Genomic DNA, 21,479 nt, shown 5'->3' with positions numbered 1-21,479 from the left:
CCACATGGGCGGGTGCCTCAGGGTTCCCGCCTTGTCGCTTTGGGGGACGCCTTGAAACTGAACCGTAGCGCCTTGCGGCGCTTTGCCCTGACTCATGTGGCCGTGGCCGCCCTGGCCGCAGCCAGCTCGGCGTCCTGGGGTCTCGGGCTTGGCCGCTTGACCGTCCAGTCCTCGCTGGGTGAGACGCTCAAGGCCGAGATCGACGTCAGCTCGCTGACCGCCGAGGAAGCCGGCACGCTGAAGGTGCGGATCGCGCCGCCCGAGTCCTACCGCGCCTCGGGCGTGGAGTTCAGTTCCATCCTGGCCAGCACTCAGGTGCAGCTCACGCGCCGCGCCGACGGTCGCCAGGTATTGCGCATCAACAGCGATCGTGCGGTCCAGGAACCTTTTGTCGATGTGATCCTGGAACTGACCTGGGCCAGCGGCCGACTGGTGCGCGAGTACACCCTGTTGTTCGATCCGCCCAGCCTGGCCCGTCCAGCGGCGCCGGTAGACGGCAGCGTCAATGGCGCGCAGGCCTCGGCCGCGCCTGCGCCCGCCGCCGAAGCGCGCCCCAGCGCGCCGGCCCGCCCGAGCGCGCCGATCGCCGCCGTGCCTCGTCCCGCGCCAGCACAGGCTCCGGTGGCGCCGCCGGCCGAGCCGGTGCGCGCGCCCAAGCCGGCGCCGGCCAGCGCCACCGGCCCCTCCGAATACCAGGTCAGGCCCGGCGACACGCTGTCGCGTGTGGCCAACCGCACCAAGCCGACCGGCATCTCGCTGGACCAGATGCTGGTGGGCTTGTTCCGCAACAATCCCGACGCCTTCGTCGGCGAGAACATGAACCGGCTGAGGTCCGGTGTGGTGCTGCAGGTGCCGGGCAGCGACAGCCTCGGCGCGGTGTCCACCGACGAGGCCCGCCAGGTCATCCAGGCGCAGAGCGCCGATTTCAGCGCCTACCGTCAGCGCCTTGCCGGCGGCGCGCCCGAACTGCGCCAGGATGCCGGGCAGCGCCAGGCCAAGGGCCAGGTGCAGGCCGCCGTTGAGGATCGCAAGCCCGCCGCAGCGCCCAGCCCCGACAAGCTGACGCTCAGCAAGGCCGGTGCGGCCGCGGCCTCCGAGGCCAAGCTGTCCAAGGACACCGAGAAGAAGGCCGATGCCGCGCGCGTGGCCGAGCTGACCCGCAATGTCGAGGAGCTGAAAAAGCTCTCCAGCGAGACCAAGCCCGGCAGCGCAGCACCGAGCACGGGCGCCAGCGCGGCCGTGGCGGCGGCTTCCGTGCCGGTCGCCGCGGCTCCGGCGCAGCCGGCCGTTGTCGCTCCGGCCGTGGTCGCGCCGGCGCCGGTTGCGTCCGCGCCGGCCCCCAGGCCCGCGCCGCCGACTCCGGCCCCGCAAGCCGAGGAGCCGGGCCTGCTGAGCGGCCTGATGGACAACCCGCTGGTGCTGCCGATCGCCGGCGTGCTGGCGGCCCTGCTGGCCGGCGTGGGCCTGATGCGTCTGCGCGGCAACAGAGGCTTCGGCAGCCCCAAGGCGGACACCGGCTTCCACGAGAGCCGCCTGCAGCCCGATTCCTTCTTTGGAGCATCCGGCGGCCAGCGCGTCGACACCCGTGACGCCAGTAGTGGCGGCGCGTCGTCGATGAGCTATTCGCTGAGCCAGCTCGACGCGATCGGCGATGTGGACCCGGTGGCCGAGGCCGATGTCTACCTGGCTTATGGCCGCGACCTGCAGGCCGAGGAAATTCTCAAGGAGGCGCTGCGCGCCACGCCCGAGCGCATGGCCATCCGGCTCAAGCTGCTGGAGGTCTATGCCAAGCGGCGCGATATCAAGGGTTTCGAGCAACTGGCCATCCAGCTGTTTGCCGAGACCCAGGGGCAGGGCGAGGACTGGGCCAAGGCGCAGGAGCTGGGCCGTCAGATCGATGCCGACAACCCGCTCTATCAGCCCGGCGGCGCGCCCGCCCAGCTGAGCGACCGCGTGGCGCAGGCCGAGCCAATGAATGCCCACACGATGCCGCAGACGGCGCAGCAGGGCCTCGCCAGCGGGGCTCATCTGTCCACCGAGCCGCTGAACCGTGCCGCCGTGGCGCGCGACGCCGGGCCGGTCAGCGGCCTGGGCGGACTGGATCTCGATCTGGACCTTGGTACCTCCGCTCCGGCGCCGGCGGTGTCGCCCTTCGCGATGGAGGCCACCCAGGCCCTGGCCACCACGGTGGAGCAGGCGCCGCTGGCGATGGACTTCGATCTGGACAGCCCGCCGGCCGGCCTGCCGCCGACCGCCCCGGACCAGGACCAGACGCTGGATCTCGGCGATCTGGCCTTCGATCTTGACGATGTCCCGCCGTCCGTCGAGCGTCATACCGATTCGGCCCCGCTGTCGATGGGGGGCGAGCCGGGTGCGGCGCCGGCCGAGCCGCTGGACTTCGATCTGTCGACCATCGATCTGGACCTGCCGACGGCCGATGGCGATGTCGAGGAGCCGATTCCCACGGCCAGCGCGTCCGTGCTGGACGACAATCTGGCGGCCGACTTCGACAGCCTGCTGCAGGACGACCAGGCGGCCGATCCGCTGGCCAATGCCTTCGATGCGCTGGAAGGCGACGACGGTGCCGATCCGCTGCAGCGTCAGCTGGAGCTTGCCGACGAGTTCCGGCAGATCGGCGACACCGAAGGCGCACGCGACGTGCTGCAGGAACTGCTGGCGCGCGCCAGCGGCCCGATGCGCGACAAGGTGCAGGCCATGCTCAAGGAGCTCGGCTGACATTTCCGACTCGCGGCACAATCCAGGCGCCCGGCATGGCCGGGCGCCTTTCTTTTTGGAGCTCCATGAACACAAGGGTGGCGCTGGGCGTCAGCTATCGCGGCCAAGCCTACAAAGGCTGGCAGAGCCAGCCGGGCGGTGGCACGGTGCAGGACGCGCTGGAAGCGGCGCTGAGCCAGTTCGTCGCCCAGCCGGTCCGCACGATCTGCGCGGGACGCACCGATGCCGGCGTGCATGGCCTGAACCAGGTCGTGCATTTCGACTCGCCGGTCAGCAGAGAACCCTTCTCCTGGATACGCGGCACCAACCGCTACCTGCCGCCCGACATCGCGATCCAGTGGTGCGCTTTTCCCGGCGCGGACTTCCATGCGCGCAATCATGCGCGCGGGCGGCGTTACGCCTACCTGCTGCTGGAGTCGGCGGTGCGGCCGGCGATCGAGAGCGGCGCGGTGGGCTGGGTGTTCCGCCCCCTGGCCGGCGAGGCCATGCGGGAGGCGGTCTCGCATCTGCTGGGCGAGCATGATTTCTCGTCCTTCCGCTCGGCCGAATGCCAGGCCAAATCGCCGGTGAAGATCCTGCGTGCGATCGAGATCACGAAGCGCGGCGCCTACTGGCGCTTCGAGTTCGACGCCTCGGCCTTTCTGCACCATATGGTGCGCAACATCATGGGCTGCCTGCTGGCCGTGGGCAGCGGCAACCGCCAGCCGGACTGGCTGATCGAGGTGCTGGCCGCGCGCAACCGTGACGCCGCGGCGCCGACCTTTGCCCCCGATGGGCTCTATTTCGTCGGCCCCTACTACGATGCCCACCTGAATCTCCCCGAGCGCACCGCCGCGATGGATTGGCTGCCATGAACACCCGTACCCGTATCAAGATCTGCGGTCTGACCCGCGAGGCCGATGTCGATGCCGCGGTGGCGGCCGGTGCCGACGCGATCGGCTTCGTGCTCTACGAAAGGAGCCCGCGCCATGTGACGCCGGCGCGCGCGGCCGAGCTGGCCCGCCGTCTGCCGCCCTTCGTGATGCCGGTGGGGCTGTTCGTCAATGCCGGCGCGGCACAGCTGGCCGCGGCCCAGGCGGCGCTGCCGCAGATGCTGATCCAGTTCCATGGCGACGAGACGCCGGCTGACTGCGAGCGGGCAGGGCGCCCCTTCATCCGCGCGGCCCGCATGACGCCGGGCTTCGATTTGCTAGACTTCGCCCAACAGTTCTCTCGCGCCCAGGCCATCCTGCTCGACGCCCATGTCGAGGGTTATGGCGGTGGTGGAAAGGTTTTCGATTGGTCGCTCATTCCAAGAAACGTGCCCTCTCCAGTCGTTTTGTCTGGTGGGTTGCATGCCGGAAATGTGGCCGAAGGGATTCTTCGGGTTCGGCCCTGGGCCGTTGACGTGAGTTCCGGCGTCGAGGCCGCCAAGGGCCTCAAGGACGCCGCCCTGATCCGGCAGTTCTGCGCTGCGGTCCGCGATGCGGATGCCCAGATCGCGGCACTGCAAGAAACCTGAAGAGAAGAAACACCCATCATGAAGACCTATGACCAGCCGGATGCCCGCGGGCATTTCGGACCCTATGGCGGCCGCTTCGTCGCCGAAACCCTGGTGCATGCGCTCGACGAGCTGAACGAGGCCTACGAGCATTACCGCAAGGATCCCGACTTCATTGCCGAGTTCAACAAGGAGCTCGCGCATTTCGTCGGCCGCCCCAGCCCGATCTACCATGCCGACCGCCTCAGCCGCGAGCTGGGCGGCGCGCAGATTTTTCTGAAGCGCGAGGACCTGAACCACACCGGCGCGCACAAGGTCAACAACACCATCGGCCAGGCCCTGCTGGCCCGGCGCATGGGCAAGAAGCGCGTGATCGCCGAGACCGGAGCCGGCCAGCATGGCGTGGCGACGGCGACGATCTGCGCCCGCTACGGCATGGAATGCGTGGTCTATATGGGCAGCGAGGACGTCAAGCGCCAGAGTCCCAATGTCTACCGCATGAACCTGCTGGGCGCCACCGTGGTGCCGGTGGAGTCGGGCTCCAAGACCCTGAAGGACGCGCTGAACGAGGCGATGCGCGACTGGGTCACCAACGTGGAGTCGACCTTCTACATCATCGGTACGGTGGCCGGTCCGCATCCCTATCCGGCCATGGTGCGCGACTTCCAGCGCATCATCGGCGACGAATGCCTGACCCAGATGCCCGCGATGACCGGCCGCCAGCCGGATGCGGTGATCGCCTGCGTCGGCGGCGGTTCGAACGCCATCGGCATCTTCTACCCCTATATCCCGCATGAGGGCGTGCGCCTGATTGGCGTCGAGGCGGCGGGGCAGGGCATCGCCAGCGGCAAGCATGCGGCGACCCTGTCCGCCGGCAGTCCCGGTGTGCTGCACGGCAACCGCACCTACCTGCTGCAGGATGCCAACGGCCAGATCATCGAGACGCATTCGATCTCGGCCGGCCTGGACTATCCCGGTGTCGGCCCCGAGCATGCCTATCTGAAGGACATCGGTAGGGCCGAGTATGTCGGCATCACCGACCAGGAGGCGCTCGCGGCCTTCCACCGCCTGTGCCGCACCGAGGGCATCATCCCGGCGCTGGAATCCAGCCATGCCGTCGCCCATGCGATCAAGCTGGCGCCGACGATGGGGCCCGACCAGCATCTGCTGGTCAATCTCTCTGGACGTGGGGACAAGGACATCGGCACCGTGGCCGACCTGTCCGGCGCTACCTATTTCGACCGGCCTTCGCAGGGCGGCCAGACGGTGAAGGGAGGCATGCAATGAGCCCCGTCACTGGAAGGATTGCCAAGACCTTCGCCGCGCTGAAGGCGCAGGGCCGCAAGGCGCTGATCCCCTTCGTGACCGCGGGCGATCCCTATCCGGAGGCCACGGTCGAGCTGATGCAGGCCATGGCGGCGGCCGGCGCCGACGTGATCGAGCTGGGCGTGCCCTTCTCGGACCCGATGGCCGACGGCCCGGTGATTCAGCGCGCCGGCGAGCGGGCCCTGAAGCATGGCATCGGCCTCGCCCAGGTGCTGGGCTATGTGCGCGCCTTCCGCCAGGGCAACGACCAGACCCCGGTGGTGCTGATGGGCTATGCGAATCCGGTCGAGCATTACGGCATGGAGCGCTTCGTGCTGGACGCCAAGGCGGCCGGCGTCGATGGCGTGCTGATCGTCGACTATCCCCCCGAGGAATGCGAGGCCTTTGTCGCGGCCCTGAAGGCGCAGGACATGGATCCCATCTTCCTGCTGGCTCCCACCTCGACCGAGGCGCGCATGGCACGCATCGGCCAGCTCGCCAGCGGCTATGTGTACTACGTCTCGCTGAAGGGCGTGACCGGCGCCGGCCATCTGGACACGGCCGCGGTGGCCGCGGCGATCCCACGCATCCGCGCCCATGTCAGCACGCCGGTGGGCGTCGGTTTCGGCATCCGTGACGGCGCCACGGCACGCGCGGTGGCCGATTGTTCGGACGCCGTCGTGATCGGTTCGCGCCTCGTGCAGCTGCTGGAAGTCCAGACAAGGGATAATGTCGCCGCAACCGGTGCCCAGTTCATCCGCGAAATCCGCGCTGCGCTGGACGCCTGAGTCACTGAATAAGGAGCCTCCATGAGCTGGCTTGAGAAACTTCTGCCGCCCAAGATGCAGCAGACCGACCCCAACGAGCGCCGCACGGTGCCCGAGGGCCTGTGGATCAAATGCCCGTCCTGCGAAACGGTGCTGTACAAGACCGATCTGGAGCAGAACGTCAATGTCTGCCCCAAGTGCAGCCATCACCATCGCATCGGCGCGCGCGCGCGCCTGAATGCCTTCCTCGACGGCGAAGGCCGCTACGAGATCGGCCAGGAGGTGCTGCCGGTCGACGCCCTGAAGTTCAAGGACAGCAAGAAGTACCCCGACCGGCTCAAGGAGGCGCTGGAATCCACCGGCGAGACCGATGCGCTGGTCGTGCTGGGTGGCGCGGTGATGAGCGTGCCGGTGGTGGCGGCCTGCTTCGAGTTCGATTTCATGGGCGGCTCGATGGGTTCGGTGGTCGGCGAGCGCTTCGCGCGCGGCGTCGAAACCGCGCTGGAGCAGAAGGTGCCCTTCATCTGCTTCACCGCCACCGGCGGCGCGCGCATGCAGGAAGGTCTTTTGAGCCTGATGCAGATGGCCAAGAGCAATGCGGCGCTGACGAAGCTGGCCAAGGCCAAGCTGCCCTATGTCTCGGTGCTGACCGATCCCACGATGGGCGGCGTCTCGGCCAGCTTTGCCTTCGTGGGCGACATCGTGATCGCCGAGCCCAAGGCCCTGATCGGCTTTGCCGGCCCGCGCGTGATCGAGAACACCGTGCGCGAAAAGCTGCCGGCGGGCTTCCAGCGCGCCGAGTTCCTGATGGAGAAGGGGGCGGTGGACATGATCGTCGACCGCCGTCAACTGCGCGAGACCATTGCCCGCCAGCTGGCCATGCTGCAGCGGCAGAGTGCCGACGCGGTGGCCTGAGACCGATCCACCCGCCACGGCCAGGCCAGACAGCCTGGCCGTCTTTGTTTCTGAATTGGCATGACGATGAATCTCGACGACTGGCTGGCCCGCTGCGAGCGCCTGCACCCCAAGGAAATCGACATGACCCTGGTCCGCGTGCAGCGTCTGCGCGAGACCATGGGCCTGAAGTTCGAGGCTCCCGTGGTGATGGTCGCCGGCACCAATGGCAAGGGTTCGACCTGCGCAATGCTGGAGTCGATCGCGCTGCAGGCCGGCTACAAGGTCGGGCTCTACATCAAGCCGCATCTGGTGCATTTCCAGGAGCGCTGCCGCGTCAACGGCGCGCCGGTCGAGGCCGATTCGTTGCTGCCGCATTTCGAGGCGGTGGAAAAGGCGCGTGGTGACATCGCGCTGACCTATTTCGAGTTCACGACCCTGGCCATCATGAGCCGGCTGGCGGCCGAGCCGCTGGACCTGGTGATCCTGGAGGTGGGCCTGGGCGGACGGCTGGACGCGGTCAACTGCATCGACGCCGACTGCAGCGTGATCACCAGCATCGATCTGGACCATACCGAGTACCTGGGGTCGGATCGCGAGTCGGTGGGGCGCGAGAAGGCCCATATCATGCGCGCCGGCCGCCCGGTGGTCTGCAGCGATCCGCTGCCGCCGACCTCGATCGCCGCCCATGCGGCCGAGATCGGGGCCGATCTGCGCCAGCTCGGGCGCGACTTCACTTACAGCGGCGACCGCCAGCAATGGCAATGGGCCGGCCGCGCGCGGCGCTTCTCGGGGCTGGCCTACCCCTCGCTGCGCGGCGTCAACCAGCTGCTGAACGCGGCCGGCGTGCTGGCCGTGTTCGAGGCGCTGTTCGAGCGCCTGCCGATCAGCGCCCAGGCGGTGCGCACCGGCCTGGCCCTGGTGGAGCTGCCGGGCCGCTTCCAGGTGGTGCCGGGCCAGCCGGCCCTGGTGCTGGACGTGGCACACAACCCGCACGCGGTGGCCGCGCTGGCCCAGAACCTCGACCAGATGGGCTTCTTCCCGCGCACCCATGTGGTGTTCGGTGCGATGGCCGACAAGGATCTGGCGCAGATCCTGGCGCGCATCGCGCCGCTGGTCGATGTCTGGCATTTCTGCGATCTGCCGATCCCGCGTGCCGCCACGGCCGCGGCCCTGGCGACGCGTTTCGAGGCGCTGCGCGCCGAGGGCCGGCTCAAGACCCCGGCGGGCGTAATGGTCCAGCAGCATGCGGACCCGGAGCTGGCCTTGGCCGCCGCCGCGGCCGAAGCCGACCCGGCTGATAGAATTTTGGTCTTCGGTTCCTTCTACACCGTGGGTGGCGTGCTCAAGAACGGCGTGCCCCGCCTGGCTTCTTCGTCCCCTGCCAAGCCCGCCGCCTCGTCCTGAAGCCGCGACCTGGGCCTTCCACTCCTGAATCCATGGGTTTGCTGTCGTCTTTCTTCAAGCGCAACGCGGTCAATAGCGCCGAGGCCAGGCCCGCGGCCAAGCCGGTGTCGGAATCGGCCAGCGACGTCCAGCAACTGCGCCTGCGGGCCCGCCGCCGCCTGATCGGTGCTGCCGTGCTGGTGGGACTGGGCGTGATCGGCTTCCCGCTGATCTTCGAGACCCAGCCGCGCCCGATCCCGGTGGACCTGCCGATCGATATTCCGCGCAAGGAGGCGGTGACGCCGCTTGCCATTCCGCCGGCCGCACCTGCCTTGCCCGCGTCCCTGCCAAACGCCGAGCCCGCGCCGCGCGCGCAGGCGGCCGCTCCGGTCAACGAGCCAGCGGTTGAGACGGCAGCGGCTGGGCTGCCGAAGCTGCCCGAACCCAAGCCCGAGCCCCGTCCCGAAACCAGGAAGGAAACGGTCAAGGAAACGGTCAAGGAAGTCGCCAAGGTGCCCGCCAGGGAGCCGGCCAAGGAGTCCCCCAAGCCCGCCGCCGAGGACAAGTCGCGCGAGGCCGTGCGTGTGCAGGCCTTGCTGGAAGGCCAGAAGTCCGAGACCTCGGCCTCGGCCGCGGCGCCCGCGGGTCGCTTTATCGTTCAGGTCGGTGCCTATGCCGACAGCAAGGCCGCGCACGAGGCGCGCCTGAAGGTCGAGCGCATGGGCCTGAAGACCTATACCCAAGCGGTGGAGACGGCCGATGGCAAGCGCATCCGTGTGCGGGTCGGTCCCTTTGCCAGCCGCGACGAGGCCGACAAAGTGGCGGCCAAGGTACGCGGCGGCGGTCTGTCCACCGCGGTGCTGACGCTCTGAGCGAGGCTTGAAGCACATGGCCTGGGTCGACCTGCTGCTGCTTGCGATGCTGGCCATTTCGGTGTTGCTGGGCCTGTGGCGAGGGCTGGTCTACGAGGTGATGGCGATTCTGGGCTGGGTGGTGGCCTATTTCGCCTGCCCCCATGTGGCGCCCTGGATCCTGCCCTGCTTGCCGGCCGAGCGCCTGGGGCCGCATCTGCTGCAGGCGCTGAGCCTGGTGCTGGGGTTCATCGCGGTGCTGCTGGTCTGGGGCCTGTCTGCGCGTCTGTTGCGAGCCATGATTCACGCGACGCCGCTGTCGGTGGTGGACCGTCTGCTGGGCGGCGGTTTCGGCATGCTGCGCGGCGTATTGGTCGCGCTGCTGGCCGTGGTGCTGGTGGGCATGACGCCGGCCGCGCAATCCGAGACCTGGAAACAGTCGCAGCTCGCCCCCATCTTGCAGACAACCCTGCAGGGCCTGGCGCCGATGTTGCCGGCCGAGGTCCTGAAGTTCATCCCGGCGCAGGCGTCCCTGCTCGCGCCGTCCAGTTTGTAGAAACAAGGAAGCAGTACCATGTGTGGCATCGTCGGTGTGATTTCCAAGGCGCCGGTCAACCAGTTGATCTATGACGCCCTGCTGCTGCTGCAGCATCGCGGTCAGGACGCTGCCGGCATCGTCACGATGCAGGGCAACAAGTGCTTTATGCACAAGGCGCGCGGCATGGTGCGCGACGTGTTCCGCACCCGCAATATGCGTGCGCTGCCGGGCAATATCGGCCTGGGCCAGGTGCGCTACCCGACCGCCGGCAATGCCTACAGCGAGGAAGAGGCCCAGCCCTTCTACGTCAACGCGCCCTTCGGCCTGGTGCTGGTGCATAACGGCAACCTGACCAATGCGCATGCGCTGAAGAAGGAGCTGTTCGACATCGACCGCCGCCACATCAACACCGAGAGCGATACCGAGGTGCTGATCAACGTCGTTGCGCATGAGCTGGAGCTGGCCGCGCGCGACCTGCCGGTGACGCCGGATGCCATCTTCAAGGCCGTGCGTGCGGTGCAAAAGCGCATCAAGGGCTCGTATGCGGTGATCGCGCTGATCGCCGGCTACGGCCTGCTGGCCTTCCGCGACCCCCATGGCATCCGCCCCCTGTGCTTCGGCCAGTCGGCGGAGGGCGAGTTCATGGTGGCCAGCGAGAGCGTGGCGCTGGAAGGCACGGGCCACCAGTTGGTACGCGACGTCGCGCCCGGCGAGGCCCTGTTCATCGACATGAACGGTCAGCTGCACGCCCAGCAGTGCAATGACAGCCCGAGCCTGCATCCCTGCGTGTTCGAGTTCGTCTACCTGGCGCGCCCGGACTCGGTGATGGACGGCATCTCGGTCTACCAGGCGCGTCTGAACATGGGCGAGACCCTGGCCCAGCGCCTGATCTCGACCATGCCGCCCAGCGACATCGACGTGGTGATCCCGATCCCCGAGTCGAGCCGCCCCTCGGCCATGCAGCTGGCGCACAAGATCGGCAAGCCCTATCGCGAGGGCTTCGTGAAGAACCGCTATGTGGGCCGCACCTTCATCATGCCGGGGCAGGGCGCGCGCAAGAAATCGGTGCGTCAGAAACTCAACGCCATCGGCCTCGAGTTCAAGGGCCGCAATGTCTTGCTGGTGGACGACTCGATCGTGCGCGGCACCACCTCCAAGGAGATCGTGCAGATGGCCCGCGAGGCCGGCGCGCGCAAGGTGTACTTGGCCTCGGCCGCGCCGCCGGTGCGCTTCCCGAATGTCTATGGCATCGACATGCCGACCAAGGAAGAGCTGATCGCGCATGGTCGCAGCATCGAGGAGGTGCGCCAGTACATCGGCGCCGACGCGTTGATCTATCAGGACGTGGATGCGATGAAGCGCGTGGTGGCGGCGCTGCGCCCGGGCTTGGACGGCTTCGAGGCCTCCTGCTTCGATGGCAGCTACATCACCGGCGATGTCTCGGCCGAGGACTTCGACACGATGCGCGAGCAGCGCAAGTCCCAGGGCGAGGAAGAGGACGGCCCGGCACGCAGCCGCCTGGCGCTGCAGAGCGGTAGCGAGGGGCCGTGAACATGGGCAGCGACGAAGAGCGCCATCTCGCCCAACGTCTGGCCCGCGCCCGGCTGCCCGCGGGCCTGCGGCCCGAGACCCTGGCGGTGCGCACCGCGCTGGCTCCCAGCCAGCATGGCGAGAATTCCGAGGCCCTGTTCCTGACCAGCGGCTATGTGCAGCCCGATGCCCAGACCTCGGCGCAGCGCTTCGCGGCCTCGGAGGACTTCACCTATTCGCGCACCAGCAATCCCACGGTGCGCAGCTTCGAGGCGCGCCTGGCCGCGATGGAGGGCACCGAGGCCGCCGTGGCCACGGCCACCGGCATGAGCGCGATCCTGCTGCTGATCATGGGCCTCTTGAAGTCGGGCGACCATGTGATCTGCTCGCGTTCGGTGTTCGGTTCCACGATCAATCTGTTCGCCAAGGAGTTCGGCAAGTTCGGCGTCGAAACCAGCTTCGTCTCGCAGACCGATCTGGACGAATGGCGGGCGGCGATCAAACCGACGACCAAGCTCTTCTTCGCCGAAACGCCCACCAATCCGCTGACCGACGTCTGCGACATCCGCGCCTTGGCCGAGATGGCTCATGGTGCCGGCGCCTTGCTGGTGGTGGACAACAGCTTCTGCTCGCCCGCGCTGCAGCGGCCGGCCGATCTGGGCGCCGATCTGGTGATGCATTCGGGCACCAAGTACCTGGATGGCCAGGGGCGCGTGATGGCCGGCGCGCTGTGCGGGCCGGACAAGCTGATCAAGGACATGTTCGGTCCGGTGGTCCGCACCGCCGGTATGACCCTGGCGCCGTTCAATGCCTGGGTGGTGCTGAAGGGGCTGGAGACCTTGGGGCTGCGCATGAAGGCCCACAGCGAAAATGCGCTGAAGGTCGCGCAATGGCTGGAGGGACGGCCCGAGGTGGCGCGCGTCCACTATCCCGGCCTGGCCTCGCATCCTCAGCATGAACTGGCGATGCGCCAGCAAGGCGGGCAGGGTGGGGCGGTGGTGTCCTTCGACCTGCACGGCCGCAAGGGTGCGGAAGGGGCCGAGGCCGCGCGTGCCGCGGCCTTCCACCTGATCGACAGCACCCAAGTGATCTCCATCGCCACCAACCTGGGCGACACCAAGTCCATCATCACGCACCCGGCCACCACCTCGCATGGCCGCCTGACCGAAGCGCAGCGCCAGGCCGCCGGCATCGGCCAAGGGCTGATCCGCCTGGCCGTGGGCCTGGAGCACCCTGACGACATCACCGACGATCTGCTGCGCGGATTTTCCACGCTGAATCAATGAGCCAACCAGTCAACACCACGCCCGTGCGCACCCGCATCGCACCCTCGCCCACCGGCTTTCTGCATCTGGGCACGGCGCGAACCGCGCTGTATTCCTGGGCCTACGCCCGCCATTACGGTGGCCGGTTCGTGCTGCGCATCGAGGACACCGATGTGGCGCGCTCGACCCAGGATTCGGTCGATCAGATCCTGGCCGCGATGAAATGGCTGGGCCTCGAGTACGACGAGGGCCCGATCTACCAGATGGAGCGCCTGCAGCGCTACAACGAGGTGATCGAACAGATGATCGCCGCCGGCACGGCCTACCGCTGCTACTGCACGCCCGAGGAACTGGACGCCATGAAGGCCGGCCAGGAGGCGCGCGGCGAGAAGCGCCGCTACGACGGCACCTGGCGTCCCGAGCCGGGCAAGGTGCTGCCGGCCATTCCCGAGGGCGTGAAGCCGGTGGTGCGCTTCAAGAATCCGATCGACGGTGACGTGAGCTGGGACGATGTGGTCAAGGGCCCGATCACGATCAACAACCGCGAGATCGATGATCTGATCATCCAGCGCACCGATGGCGTGCCGACCTATAACTTCGCCGTGGTGGTCGACGACTGGGACATGCAGATCAGCCATGTGTTCCGCGGCGACGAGCATGTCAACAACACGCCCTGGCAGATCAATATCTTCAAGGCGCTGGGTGCGCCGCTGCCCCAGTTCGGCCATGTGCCGGTGATCCTGGGCGACGACGGCCAGAAGCTCAGCAAGCGCCGTGGCGCCGTCAGCGTGACGGCCTACGAGGAGAACGGCTATCTGCCCGAGGCCATGCTGAACTACCTGTCGCGCCTGGGCTGGAGCCATGGCGACGACGAGCTGTTCACGCGCGAGCAACTGGTGTCCTGGTTCGATGGCAGCCATCTGTCCAAGAGCCCGGCGCAGTGGGATCCGGCCAAGCTGGAATGGGTGAATGGCCAGTACATCAAGCAGGCCGACGACACGCGCCTGGCCGCGCTGGTCGAGGGCCAACTGGCCAAGCGCGGCATCGCCGCGCCGGCGTCCAGGCTGGTACCGCTGTGCGCGCTGTTCAAGGATCGCTGTGCGACGACGGTGGCCTTGGCCGATTGGCTGACCATGTATTTCGCCCCGGTCGCGCCCGCGGCCGAGGATCTGGCCACGCACATCACCGATGCGGTGAAGCCGGCCGTGGCAGCGCTGGCCGAGAAGCTGGCCGCGCTCGCCGAGTGGAAGAAGGCGACCATCCAGGCCGCGATCAAGGAAGCCATCGGCGCGCACGGCTTGAAGATGCCGCAACTCGCCATCCCGGTGCGGGTGCTGGTGTGCGGTCGCGCACAAACTCCCTCGCTCGACGCGGTACTGGAACTGTTCGACAAAGAAATTGTCATCAACCGCTTGCGCGGCATCTGAAATTCGTTCTATAATCTTTTTCTCGCTTGAACGGCGCGATACACAAAGAATCGCAGCAGTCCAGGGAATGAAAGTTCTCGAGATTGTTCGCAGATCCTGAGGGAATTCTTTGGGGGTATAGCTCAGCTGGGAGAGCGCTTGCATGGCATGCAAGAGGTCAGCGGTTCGATCCCGCTTACCTCCACCAAGTCTTCTTGGTGGCGCGCGGTTCAGGTATGAAGAAGGATTAGTCCCCTTCGTCTAGAGGCCTAGGACACCACCCTTTCACGGTGACTACAGGGGTTCGAATCCCCTAGGGGACGCCAAGTTTGATAAGGCTTGGTAATTGAGATGGATTATTGATATATAATCTTTTTCAGTTACGAACTTATCCCACTGCGGAGTGGTAGTTCAGTTGGTTAGAATACCGGCCTGTCACGCCGGGGGTCGCGGGTTCGAGTCCCGTCCACTCCGCCAAGGTTTGCAGACACGTTGATGTCAAAATGCAAGCGGCCATTCAGTTGGCCGCTCGTATTTCAGAAGATAGAAGATTGATTCGCTTGAACGGCGCGTGCCCGATACGGGGGTATAGCTCAGCTGGGAGAGCGCTTGCATGGCATGCAAGAGGTCAGCGGTTCGATCCCGCTTACCTCCACCAAATTCTGGTGGCGCGCAGTTCAGGTAGATAGTTATTGCCTCGTTCGTCTAGAGGCCTAGGACACCACCCTTTCACGGTGGCTACAGGGGTTCGAATCCCCTACGAGGTACCAGTTTGATGAATACTCTAGACGGTATTCATCGCCACGCGGAGTGGTAGTTCAGTTGGTTAGAATACCGGCCTGTCACGCCGGGGGTCGCGGGTTCGAGTCCCGTCCACTCCGCCAATCTATGGAAAGCCCTGGATATGCAAATATCCAGGGCTTTTTCTTCTTTGGCACGACCATACTGCGATTCAGATGGGGCCGTAAACCAGCTTGCGTTCGGCCGTGTAATGCCACCAGGGTTTGGGCGGTGCGCCGCGCATGAAATCGACGGCCGACATCAGGGTATCGAGCACGCAGGGATCCTGGCGCTGTTCGGTAATCGCGCAAAGCTGCTGGTACAGCACGAAGGCATCGCGCCCGCGCAACTCCTGCGGCCTGGTGATGCCCAGCAGCCGCAGGTCGGCGGCCATCGCGGTGCCGATATTGGGGATCTGCTCCAGCGCGTAGCAGTCCTCGTAGTGGCGTGCCTTCATCGGCTCAGAAGCTCAGGGAATTGCGGATCAGGCCGACGGCGTGGCCCTCGATCGCGAAGTCGTCGCCGGGCGACACCAGGATGGGCTCGAAGTCGGCGTTCTCCGGCAGCAGGCTGATGCCGTCGCGACGCTTCTGATAGCGCTTGACCGTCACCTCGTCACCGATGCGGGCCACGACGATCTGGCCGTTCTTGGCCTCGCTGGACTTCTGCACGGCCAGCAGGTCGCCGTCCATGATGCCGATGTCCTTCATGCTCATGCCCTTGACCTTCAGCAGGAAGTCGGGTTTGCGGGCAAACATGCCGGCCTCCACCGTGTAGCTCTGCTCGATATGTTCCTGGGCCAGGATGGGCGCGCCGGCCGCGACGCGGCCGACCAGGGGCAGGGTGAGTTGCGCAATGCCCGGCAGGGGCAGCGCGAACCGTTGCAGGCCGTCCTCGCGCTGACGCCGTTCCTGGTTCAGTGCGCGCAATGTGTCAGACTTCAGGCGGATGCCGCGCGAGGTGCCGCCCACCAGTTCGATCACGCCCTTGCGGGCCAGCGCCTGCAGGTGTTCCTCGGCGGCATTGGCCGAGCGGAAGCCCAGTTCGGCGGCGATCTCGGCACGCGTCGGCGGTGCGCCGGTGCTTTCGATGGCGTCGCGCACCAGATCGAAAATCTGCCGCTGGCGGGCGGTGAGTTTGGGGCTGTCGTCCATGGGCACCTCGCGGGCGGTGTTGCTGATCTCGCCTGAGTATATATCCAGTGACTGTTTATCCATCCAGGATCTGATGAATGTCTGAAGCAAGCAAGAACAACAATCTGGTCGTGATCCTCGGCACCGGCGGCACGATCGCCGGCCGGGCGGCGAACCAGGCCGACAACGTCGGCTACACCGCCGCGCAACTGGGCGTCAAGCAGCTGATCGAGGCCATCCCGCCGCTGGCCGGCCGGCCACTTGAAGCCGAGCAGGTGGCCCAGTTGGACAGCAAGGACATGGACTTCGCCACCTGGCAAATGCTGGCGCGGCGGGTTGCCCATCATCTGGCCCGTCCCGAGGTGGCCGGCGTCGTTATCACCCATGGCACCGACACCCTGGAGGAAACCGCCTTCTTCCTGCAGCGCGTGCTGGCACCGGGCAAGCCGGTGGTGCTGACCGCGGCGATGCGGCCGGCCACCGCGCTGCAGGTCGACGGGCCGCAGAACCTGCTGGACGCCGTCGCGCTGGCGGCCCATGCCGCTGCGCGCGGCGTGCTGACGGTGTTCGGCGGTGCCATCCACGGGCCGGAGCAGGTGCGCAAGGTGCACAGCTACAAGATCGATGCCTTTGCCTCGGCCGAGGGCGCGCAGCTGGGTGTCGTGGAGGAGGGCGTGCCGCGCCTGCTGGGGGCCTGGCCCGAGGCCGCTGGTGGCCTGGGGCTGGCTCGCATCGCAAGGCCGGCCGAGGCATGGCCGCGCGTGCAGATCGTGCTGAACCATGTCGGCGCGGATGGCACCGTGGTGCGAGCCCTGCTGGCCCAGGGGGTGGACGGCCTGGTGGTGGCCGGCACCGGCAACGGCACCCTGGCGCGGGATCTGGAGGCGGCGCTGCGCGAGGCGCAGGCCGCCGGCGTGCGCGTGCTGCGCAGCACGCGCTGCGATGCCGGACCCGTGATGGAAAGCGCCGGCGCCCTTCCGAGCGCCGGCGCCTTGAGTCCGGTGAAGGCCCGCGTCCAGCTGCTGCTGGAGCTGCTGGCTTAGATCAGGTTCAGCGTCACGTCGATATTGCCGCGGGTGGCGTTCGAGTAGGGGCAGACCTGGTGGGCGGCGTTCACCAGTTCCTGGGCCACGGCCCGGTCCACACCGGGGATCGAGATCGCCATCGAAACCTGGATGCCGAAGGCTTGGCCAACCGGGCCGATGCCCACATCGGTCGTGATGCTCACGTCGGCCGGCAGCGCGACCTTCTGGCGTTGGGCCACGACCTTCATCGCGCCGATGAAGCAGGCCGAATAGCCGGCAGCGAAGAGCTGCTCGGGGTTCGTGCCTTCGCCGCCGCCGCCGCCCAGCTCCTTGGGTGTGTCCAGCTTCAGGTTGAGGCGGTCATCGGGCGTGGTGGCGGTGCCGGTGCGGCCGCCGGTGGCGGTGGCGGTGGCGGTGTAGAGGACTTTGTCGAGTGCCATGGTGTCTTCCTATCTATCGGTGGTGGTGGGTGAAAGCTCGGCACCGGCCAGCTGCTCGCGCAGCTCGTGCAGGCGTCGCGTGAGGGAACTCAGTTCTTCCAGCGAGCAGGCGGTGGCGCAGGCCAGCTGGGACGGGATGTGCCGGGCCTGCTCCTTCAGCTTGCGGCCCGTCTCTGTCAGCAGGATGTCAACGCGGCGCTCGTCCTCGGCGGCGCGCCGCCGTGCGATCAGGCCGGCCGCCTCGATGCGCTTGAGCAGCGGCGTCAGGGTGCCGGAATCGAGCGTGAGGCGCTGGCCGAGGGTGGAAACGCTGATGCCATCTTGCTCCCAAAGCACCAGCATCGCCAGGTATTGCGGATAGGTCAGGCCCAGCGGCTCCAGCAAGGGCTTGTAGAGCTTGGTCATGGCCAGCGAGCTGGCGTAGAGCGCGAAGCACAGCTGCCGGTCCAGGCGCAGCCAGTCGTCGCCCGCGGGAAGCGCTGGAGAGGTGCTGGGGGTCTTGCTGCGTGTCATGGGTGATAATGTAGTTGGCAATTAAATTGCACACAATTAAAATGGTTATTCAAACCGAGGAGAACGGTCGATGACGATGGTGGCCAATGTGCTGGTGGGTCTGGTGGCCCTGCTGCATCTCTACATCCTGGTGCTGGAGATGTTTTTGTGGACCACGCCCAAGGGCCGCAAGGCCTTCGGACTGACGCCGGAGTTCGCCGAGGCCAGCAAGGTGCTGGCGGCGAACCAGGGCCTGTACAACGGCTTCCTGGCCGCGGGACTGATCTGGGGACTAGCGCGCGGCGACATGGCGGTGCAGCTGTTCTTCCTGGGCTGCGTGCTGGTGGCCGGGCTCTACGGCGCGGCCACGGCCAGCCGCAAGATTCTGTACGTGCAGGCGCTGCCGGCGATCATCGCGATCGCCGGCGTGCTGCTGGCCTGATCGATCGATTGGTCGATCAGGCCGCGGCCTGGATCGCGTCGACCTCGGCGCTGAGCTCCAGCCAGCGCAGTTCGGCGGCCTCCAACTCGTCGTGGATGGCCTTGAGTCGCTTGCCCAGCTCGGCGATCTTGGCCGGCGCAGCGGTGCCCGCGGCCAGCTCGGCTTCGATGGCCTGGCGCTCGTCGGCCAGCCTGTTGAGCCTGGCGTCGATCTGCTCCATCTCCTTGCGCAGCGGTTTCGTCTGCTCGGCCAGACGCTGGCGGGCCTGGCCGCTGGCCTTGCGGTCCTCGCGCTTGAAGACCAACGGCGCGGCCGGCTCGGGGGCAGCCACGGGGGCGGCGGCCGGCGCCGGACTTGGCGACGGAGATGATGCTGCCTTCTTGGCTGCTTCCTTGGCGGCCTCCTTGGCCAGCTTGGCCGCCTCCTTGGACTGGTCCAGCAGCCACTTCTGGTAATCGTCCAGATCGCCGTCGAAGGGACCGACGCCGCCCTTGGTGACCAGCCAGAACTCGTCGCAGACCTCGCGCAAGAGCGCGCGGTCATGGCTGACCAGCATCACCGTGCCCTCGAACTCGTTGAGCGCCATCGACAGCGCTTCGCGCGTCTGCAGGTCCAGGTGGTTGGTCGGTTCGTCCAGCAGCAGCAGGTTGGGGCGCTGCCAGACCAGCATCGCCAGCACCAGGCGCGCCTTCTCGCCGCCGGAGAGGCTGCCCACCGCCTGGTTGACCATGTCGCCGACGAAGCGGAACTGGCCCAGGAAGTCGCGCAGTTCCTGTTCCCGGGCGCTCGGGCTGACCTCCTTGGCCAGGCGCACCATGTGCGACAGCGGGCCCTCGTCGGGCCGCAGCACGTCCATCTCCTGCTGGGCGAAGTAGCCGATCGACAGGCCCTTGCCCTCGGTGATCTTGCCGCTCATCGCGCGCTGCATGCGCGCCACCGTCTTCACCACCGTGGACTTGCCCTGGCCGTTCGCGCCCAGGATGCCGATGCGCTGGCCGGCCAGCACCGAGCGGTCGATGCCGCGCACGATGATCTTCTCGACCAGATCGGTGTCAGCGGCAGCGGCGCCGGGCCGCCCCAAGGCGTTGCCGCCGGCCCCCTCGGGGGGCGGGCCGCCGTACTCGGTGGACCGGGGCACCATGTAACCGCAGGCCACCTCGTCGAACATCAGCATCGGGTTCGGCAGGCTGATCGGCTCACGGAATTCGAAGGAGAAGTCGGAGGCGGTCAGCACCGGCGCCAGCTTCTCCATCCGTTCCAGCGCCTTGACGCGGCTCTGCGCCTGCTTGGCCTTGCTGGCCTTGGCCTTGAAGCGGTCGATGAACTTCTGCAGATGCGCCATGCGGTCCTGCTGCTTCTCGAAGGCGGCCTGCTGCAAGACCATGCGCTCGGCGCGCATCGCCTCGAAGGCGGTGTAATTGCCGCCGTAGCGCATCAGCTTGGCCTCGTCCAGATGCAGGGTCACCTTGGTGATCGCATCGAGGAACTCGCGGTCGTGGCTGATGATGATCAAGGTGCCGTCATAGCGCTGCAGCCAGGCCTCCAGCCACACCAGCGCGTCCAGGTCCAGGTGGTTGGTCGGCTCGTCCAGCAGCATCAGGTCGGCCGGGCACATCAGCGCGCGCGCCAGCTGCAGGCGCATGCGCCAGCCGCCCGAGAAGCTGTTGACCGGCGCATCGACCTGCTCGCCCTTGAAGCCCAGGCCCATCAGAAGAGCCTGCGCGCGCGGCTTGGCGTCGAAGGCGCCGGCATCCATCAGGAGGCCGTGCGCATCGGCCATCGCATGGCCGTCCTCGGCCGCCTCGGCCTCTTCCAGGGCCTTACGCGCGGCCATCAGGCGGGTGTCGCCCTCCAGCACGAAATCGGTGGCCGGCAGGTCGGTCTCGGGCATGTTCTGCGCCACCTCGCCGACGGCCCATTGGCGCGGGATCTCGACATCGCCCTTGTCCGATTGCAGGCGGTCGGTCAAGAGCGCGAACAGGCTGGACTTGCCTGCGCCGTTGCGGCCCACCAGACCGATCTTCTCGCCCGGCTGCAGCGTGACGCTGGCGTCGTCGAGGACGACCTTGGTGCCGCGGCGCAGCGTGATATTGCGCAGCGTGATCATGATGCGGACAGCGCTTCCTGAGTAATCAACAACACTTGGTCTTCTCCGGCCGATGTTTCCATCCAGGCCACTTCCAGGTTCGGGAAAGCGGCCTCAAAGAAGCCGCGCTCATTGCCAATCTCCAGCACCAGCACGCCATGCGCCGTGAGGTGCGCGGGTGCTGCGGCCAGCAGGCCGCGCACGAAATCCATGCCGTCGGACCCACCCGCGAGCGCCAGTTCGGGCTCGGCGCGGTATTCGGCCGGCAGGGCCGCCATCGAGCCGCTGTTGACATAGGGCGGGTTGCAGAGGATCAGGTCGTAACGCTGGCCGGCGGCCGGCGCCAGGCCGTCGCCCTGCAAGAGGCGGATGCGCTCGGCCAGACCATGCCGGTCCACATTGATGCGCGCCACCTGCAGCGCCTCGGGGCTGAGGTCGATCGCGTCGACCTGCACCTCGGGCCAGGCCATGGCCGCCAGCACGGCCAGGCTGCCGTTGCCGGTGCACAGGTCCAGCACGCGGGTGGTCTGATCTGACAGCCAGGCATCGATGCTGGCATCGGCGATCAGCTCGGCGATGAAGCTGCGCGGCACGATCGCGCGCTCGTCGACATAGAAGGGCACGCCCTGCAGCCAGGCCTCGCGGGTCAGGTAGGCGGCGGGCTTGCGCGTGGCGATGCGCTCGTCGACCAGTGCGACGATCTGCGCCAGCTGTTCCGGTGTCAGGTCTTGCTCGGCATGCAGGTCCAGCGCATCCAGCGGCAGGGCCAGGCGCCACAGCGCCAGCCAGGCGGCCTCGTCGAAGGCGTTGACGGTGCCATGCCCAAAAGAAACGCCCGCCTCGGTCAGGCGGGCGGCTTGGGCCTCGATGCAATTCAGTAACTTCATGGCTGCTAGGTCTGGACAGGACCCGATTGTCGCCGA

20 protein-coding genes and 6 tRNA genes are annotated in these 21,479 nt (G+C 67.2%); 20 read left to right on the top strand and 6 right to left on the bottom strand.

What is annotated here, in order from left to right; all coding sequences use genetic code 11:
• Positions 1-51 precede the first annotated feature (51 nt).
• The 18 genes from AC07OQ_RS01780 (at position 52) to AC07OQ_RS01695 (ending at position 15,042) form a co-directional block, all read left to right on the top strand.
• Entirely contained in the window at positions 52-2,736 is a 2,685-nt protein-coding gene (locus tag AC07OQ_RS01780; protein ID WP_495051354.1) for a FimV/HubP family polar landmark protein, read from the top strand.
• 65 nt (positions 2,737-2,801) lie between these two features.
• The gene (gene truA, locus AC07OQ_RS01775) at positions 2,802-3,590 is read left to right on the top strand and encodes a tRNA pseudouridine(38-40) synthase TruA (protein WP_495051353.1); all 789 of its coding nucleotides are present in this window, start codon (positions 2,802-2,804) and stop codon (positions 3,588-3,590) included.
• Complete coding sequence (locus AC07OQ_RS01770) at positions 3,587-4,237, top strand: phosphoribosylanthranilate isomerase (protein WP_495051352.1); 651 nt, start codon at positions 3,587-3,589, stop codon at positions 4,235-4,237. Before truA ends, AC07OQ_RS01770 begins: the two co-directional genes overlap by 4 nt.
• An 18-nt stretch (positions 4,238-4,255) precedes the next feature.
• Positions 4,256-5,503, top strand: a complete 1,248-nt coding sequence (gene trpB / locus AC07OQ_RS01765; protein WP_495051351.1) for a tryptophan synthase subunit beta — start codon at positions 4,256-4,258, stop codon at positions 5,501-5,503.
• Positions 5,500-6,309 (top strand): tryptophan synthase subunit alpha, encoded by an 810-nt coding sequence (gene trpA / locus AC07OQ_RS01760; protein ID WP_495051350.1) that lies wholly within the window; start codon positions 5,500-5,502, stop codon positions 6,307-6,309. Before trpB ends, trpA begins: the two co-directional genes overlap by 4 nt.
• Positions 6,310-6,330: 21 nt before the next feature.
• A complete protein-coding gene (gene accD / locus AC07OQ_RS01755; RefSeq protein ID WP_495051349.1) occupies positions 6,331-7,203 on the top strand; it encodes an acetyl-CoA carboxylase, carboxyltransferase subunit beta in 873 nt (290 codons plus the stop codon).
• Positions 7,204-7,263: 60 nt separating this feature from the next.
• A complete protein-coding gene (gene folC / locus AC07OQ_RS01750) occupies positions 7,264-8,589 on the top strand; it encodes a bifunctional tetrahydrofolate synthase/dihydrofolate synthase (RefSeq protein ID WP_495051348.1) in 1,326 nt (441 codons plus the stop codon).
• A 104-nt stretch (positions 8,590-8,693) separates the two neighbouring features.
• Positions 8,694-9,440: an SPOR domain-containing protein gene (locus tag AC07OQ_RS01745; RefSeq protein ID WP_495051347.1), complete on the top strand. Its 747-nt coding sequence runs from the start codon at positions 8,694-8,696 to the stop codon at positions 9,438-9,440.
• A gap of 16 nt (positions 9,441-9,456) precedes the next feature.
• On the top strand, positions 9,457-9,975 hold the full coding sequence (locus tag AC07OQ_RS01740; RefSeq protein WP_495051346.1) for a CvpA family protein: 519 nt from the start codon (positions 9,457-9,459) through the stop codon (positions 9,973-9,975).
• A gap of 18 nt (positions 9,976-9,993) precedes the next feature.
• The gene (gene purF, locus AC07OQ_RS01735) at positions 9,994-11,508 is read left to right on the top strand and encodes an amidophosphoribosyltransferase (RefSeq protein ID WP_495051345.1); all 1,515 of its coding nucleotides are present in this window, start codon (positions 9,994-9,996) and stop codon (positions 11,506-11,508) included.
• 2 nt (positions 11,509-11,510) lie between these two features.
• Positions 11,511-12,773: an O-succinylhomoserine sulfhydrylase gene (locus AC07OQ_RS01730; protein ID WP_495051344.1), complete on the top strand. Its 1,263-nt coding sequence runs from the start codon at positions 11,511-11,513 to the stop codon at positions 12,771-12,773.
• Positions 12,770-14,179 (top strand): glutamate--tRNA ligase, encoded by a 1,410-nt coding sequence (gene gltX / locus AC07OQ_RS01725; RefSeq protein ID WP_495051343.1) that lies wholly within the window; start codon positions 12,770-12,772, stop codon positions 14,177-14,179. The genes AC07OQ_RS01730 and gltX overlap by 4 nt, the downstream gene beginning before the upstream one ends.
• A 111-nt stretch (positions 14,180-14,290) precedes the next feature.
• Positions 14,291-14,366 (top strand) — tRNA-Ala (locus tag AC07OQ_RS01720).
• 42 nt (positions 14,367-14,408) lie between these two features.
• Positions 14,409-14,484: transfer RNA gene (locus AC07OQ_RS01715), tRNA-Glu, on the top strand.
• 74 nt (positions 14,485-14,558) lie between these two features.
• A tRNA-Asp gene (locus AC07OQ_RS01710) sits at positions 14,559-14,635 on the top strand.
• Positions 14,636-14,740: 105 nt separating this feature from the next.
• A tRNA-Ala gene (locus AC07OQ_RS01705) sits at positions 14,741-14,816 on the top strand.
• Positions 14,817-14,852: 36 nt separating this feature from the next.
• Positions 14,853-14,928 (top strand) — tRNA-Glu (locus AC07OQ_RS01700).
• Positions 14,929-14,965: 37 nt separating this feature from the next.
• A tRNA-Asp gene (locus AC07OQ_RS01695) sits at positions 14,966-15,042 on the top strand.
• Positions 15,043-15,110: 68 nt separating this feature from the next.
• On the opposite strand, the gene AC07OQ_RS01690 is transcribed toward AC07OQ_RS01695, so the two are convergent.
• Entirely contained in the window at positions 15,111-15,395 is a 285-nt protein-coding gene (locus AC07OQ_RS01690; protein WP_495051342.1) for a helix-hairpin-helix domain-containing protein, read from the bottom strand.
• Positions 15,396-15,399: 4 nt separating this feature from the next.
• The gene (lexA, locus tag AC07OQ_RS01685; protein WP_495051381.1) at positions 15,400-16,092 is read right to left on the bottom strand and encodes a transcriptional repressor LexA; all 693 of its coding nucleotides are present in this window, start codon (positions 16,090-16,092) and stop codon (positions 15,400-15,402) included.
• A gap of 77 nt (positions 16,093-16,169) precedes the next feature.
• Between lexA and AC07OQ_RS01680 the strand changes: the two genes are divergently transcribed.
• A complete protein-coding gene (locus tag AC07OQ_RS01680; RefSeq protein ID WP_495051341.1) occupies positions 16,170-17,114 on the top strand; it encodes an asparaginase in 945 nt (314 codons plus the stop codon).
• On the opposite strand, the gene AC07OQ_RS01675 is transcribed toward AC07OQ_RS01680, so the two are convergent.
• Together AC07OQ_RS01675 and AC07OQ_RS01670 are read right to left on the bottom strand one after the other, a co-directional pair.
• Positions 17,111-17,536, bottom strand: coding sequence for an organic hydroperoxide resistance protein (locus AC07OQ_RS01675; protein WP_495051340.1), 426 nt, complete (start codon positions 17,534-17,536; stop codon positions 17,111-17,113). The two genes, AC07OQ_RS01680 and AC07OQ_RS01675, sit on opposite strands and share 4 nt — an antisense overlap.
• A gap of 9 nt (positions 17,537-17,545) precedes the next feature.
• Positions 17,546-18,049: a MarR family winged helix-turn-helix transcriptional regulator gene (locus AC07OQ_RS01670; protein ID WP_495051339.1), complete on the bottom strand. Its 504-nt coding sequence runs from the start codon at positions 18,047-18,049 to the stop codon at positions 17,546-17,548.
• A gap of 70 nt (positions 18,050-18,119) precedes the next feature.
• On the opposite strand from AC07OQ_RS01670, the gene AC07OQ_RS01665 reads away from it, so the two are divergent.
• A complete protein-coding gene (locus AC07OQ_RS01665) occupies positions 18,120-18,470 on the top strand; it encodes a DUF1304 domain-containing protein (RefSeq protein ID WP_495051338.1) in 351 nt (116 codons plus the stop codon).
• A gap of 16 nt (positions 18,471-18,486) precedes the next feature.
• Here AC07OQ_RS01665 and AC07OQ_RS01660 read toward each other — a convergent pair whose 3' ends face one another.
• Positions 18,487-20,577: an ABC-F family ATP-binding cassette domain-containing protein gene (locus AC07OQ_RS01660; RefSeq protein ID WP_495051337.1), complete on the bottom strand. Its 2,091-nt coding sequence runs from the start codon at positions 20,575-20,577 to the stop codon at positions 18,487-18,489.
• Entirely contained in the window at positions 20,574-21,443 is an 870-nt protein-coding gene (gene prmB, locus AC07OQ_RS01655; RefSeq protein WP_495051336.1) for a 50S ribosomal protein L3 N(5)-glutamine methyltransferase, read from the bottom strand. The genes AC07OQ_RS01660 and prmB overlap by 4 nt, the downstream gene beginning before the upstream one ends.
• Between the last annotated feature and the right edge of the window lie 36 nt (positions 21,444-21,479).

Source organism: Roseateles sp. GW821-FHT09B06 (assembly GCF_059418245.1).
This window is presented reverse-complemented; position numbering and strand designations above follow the sequence as displayed.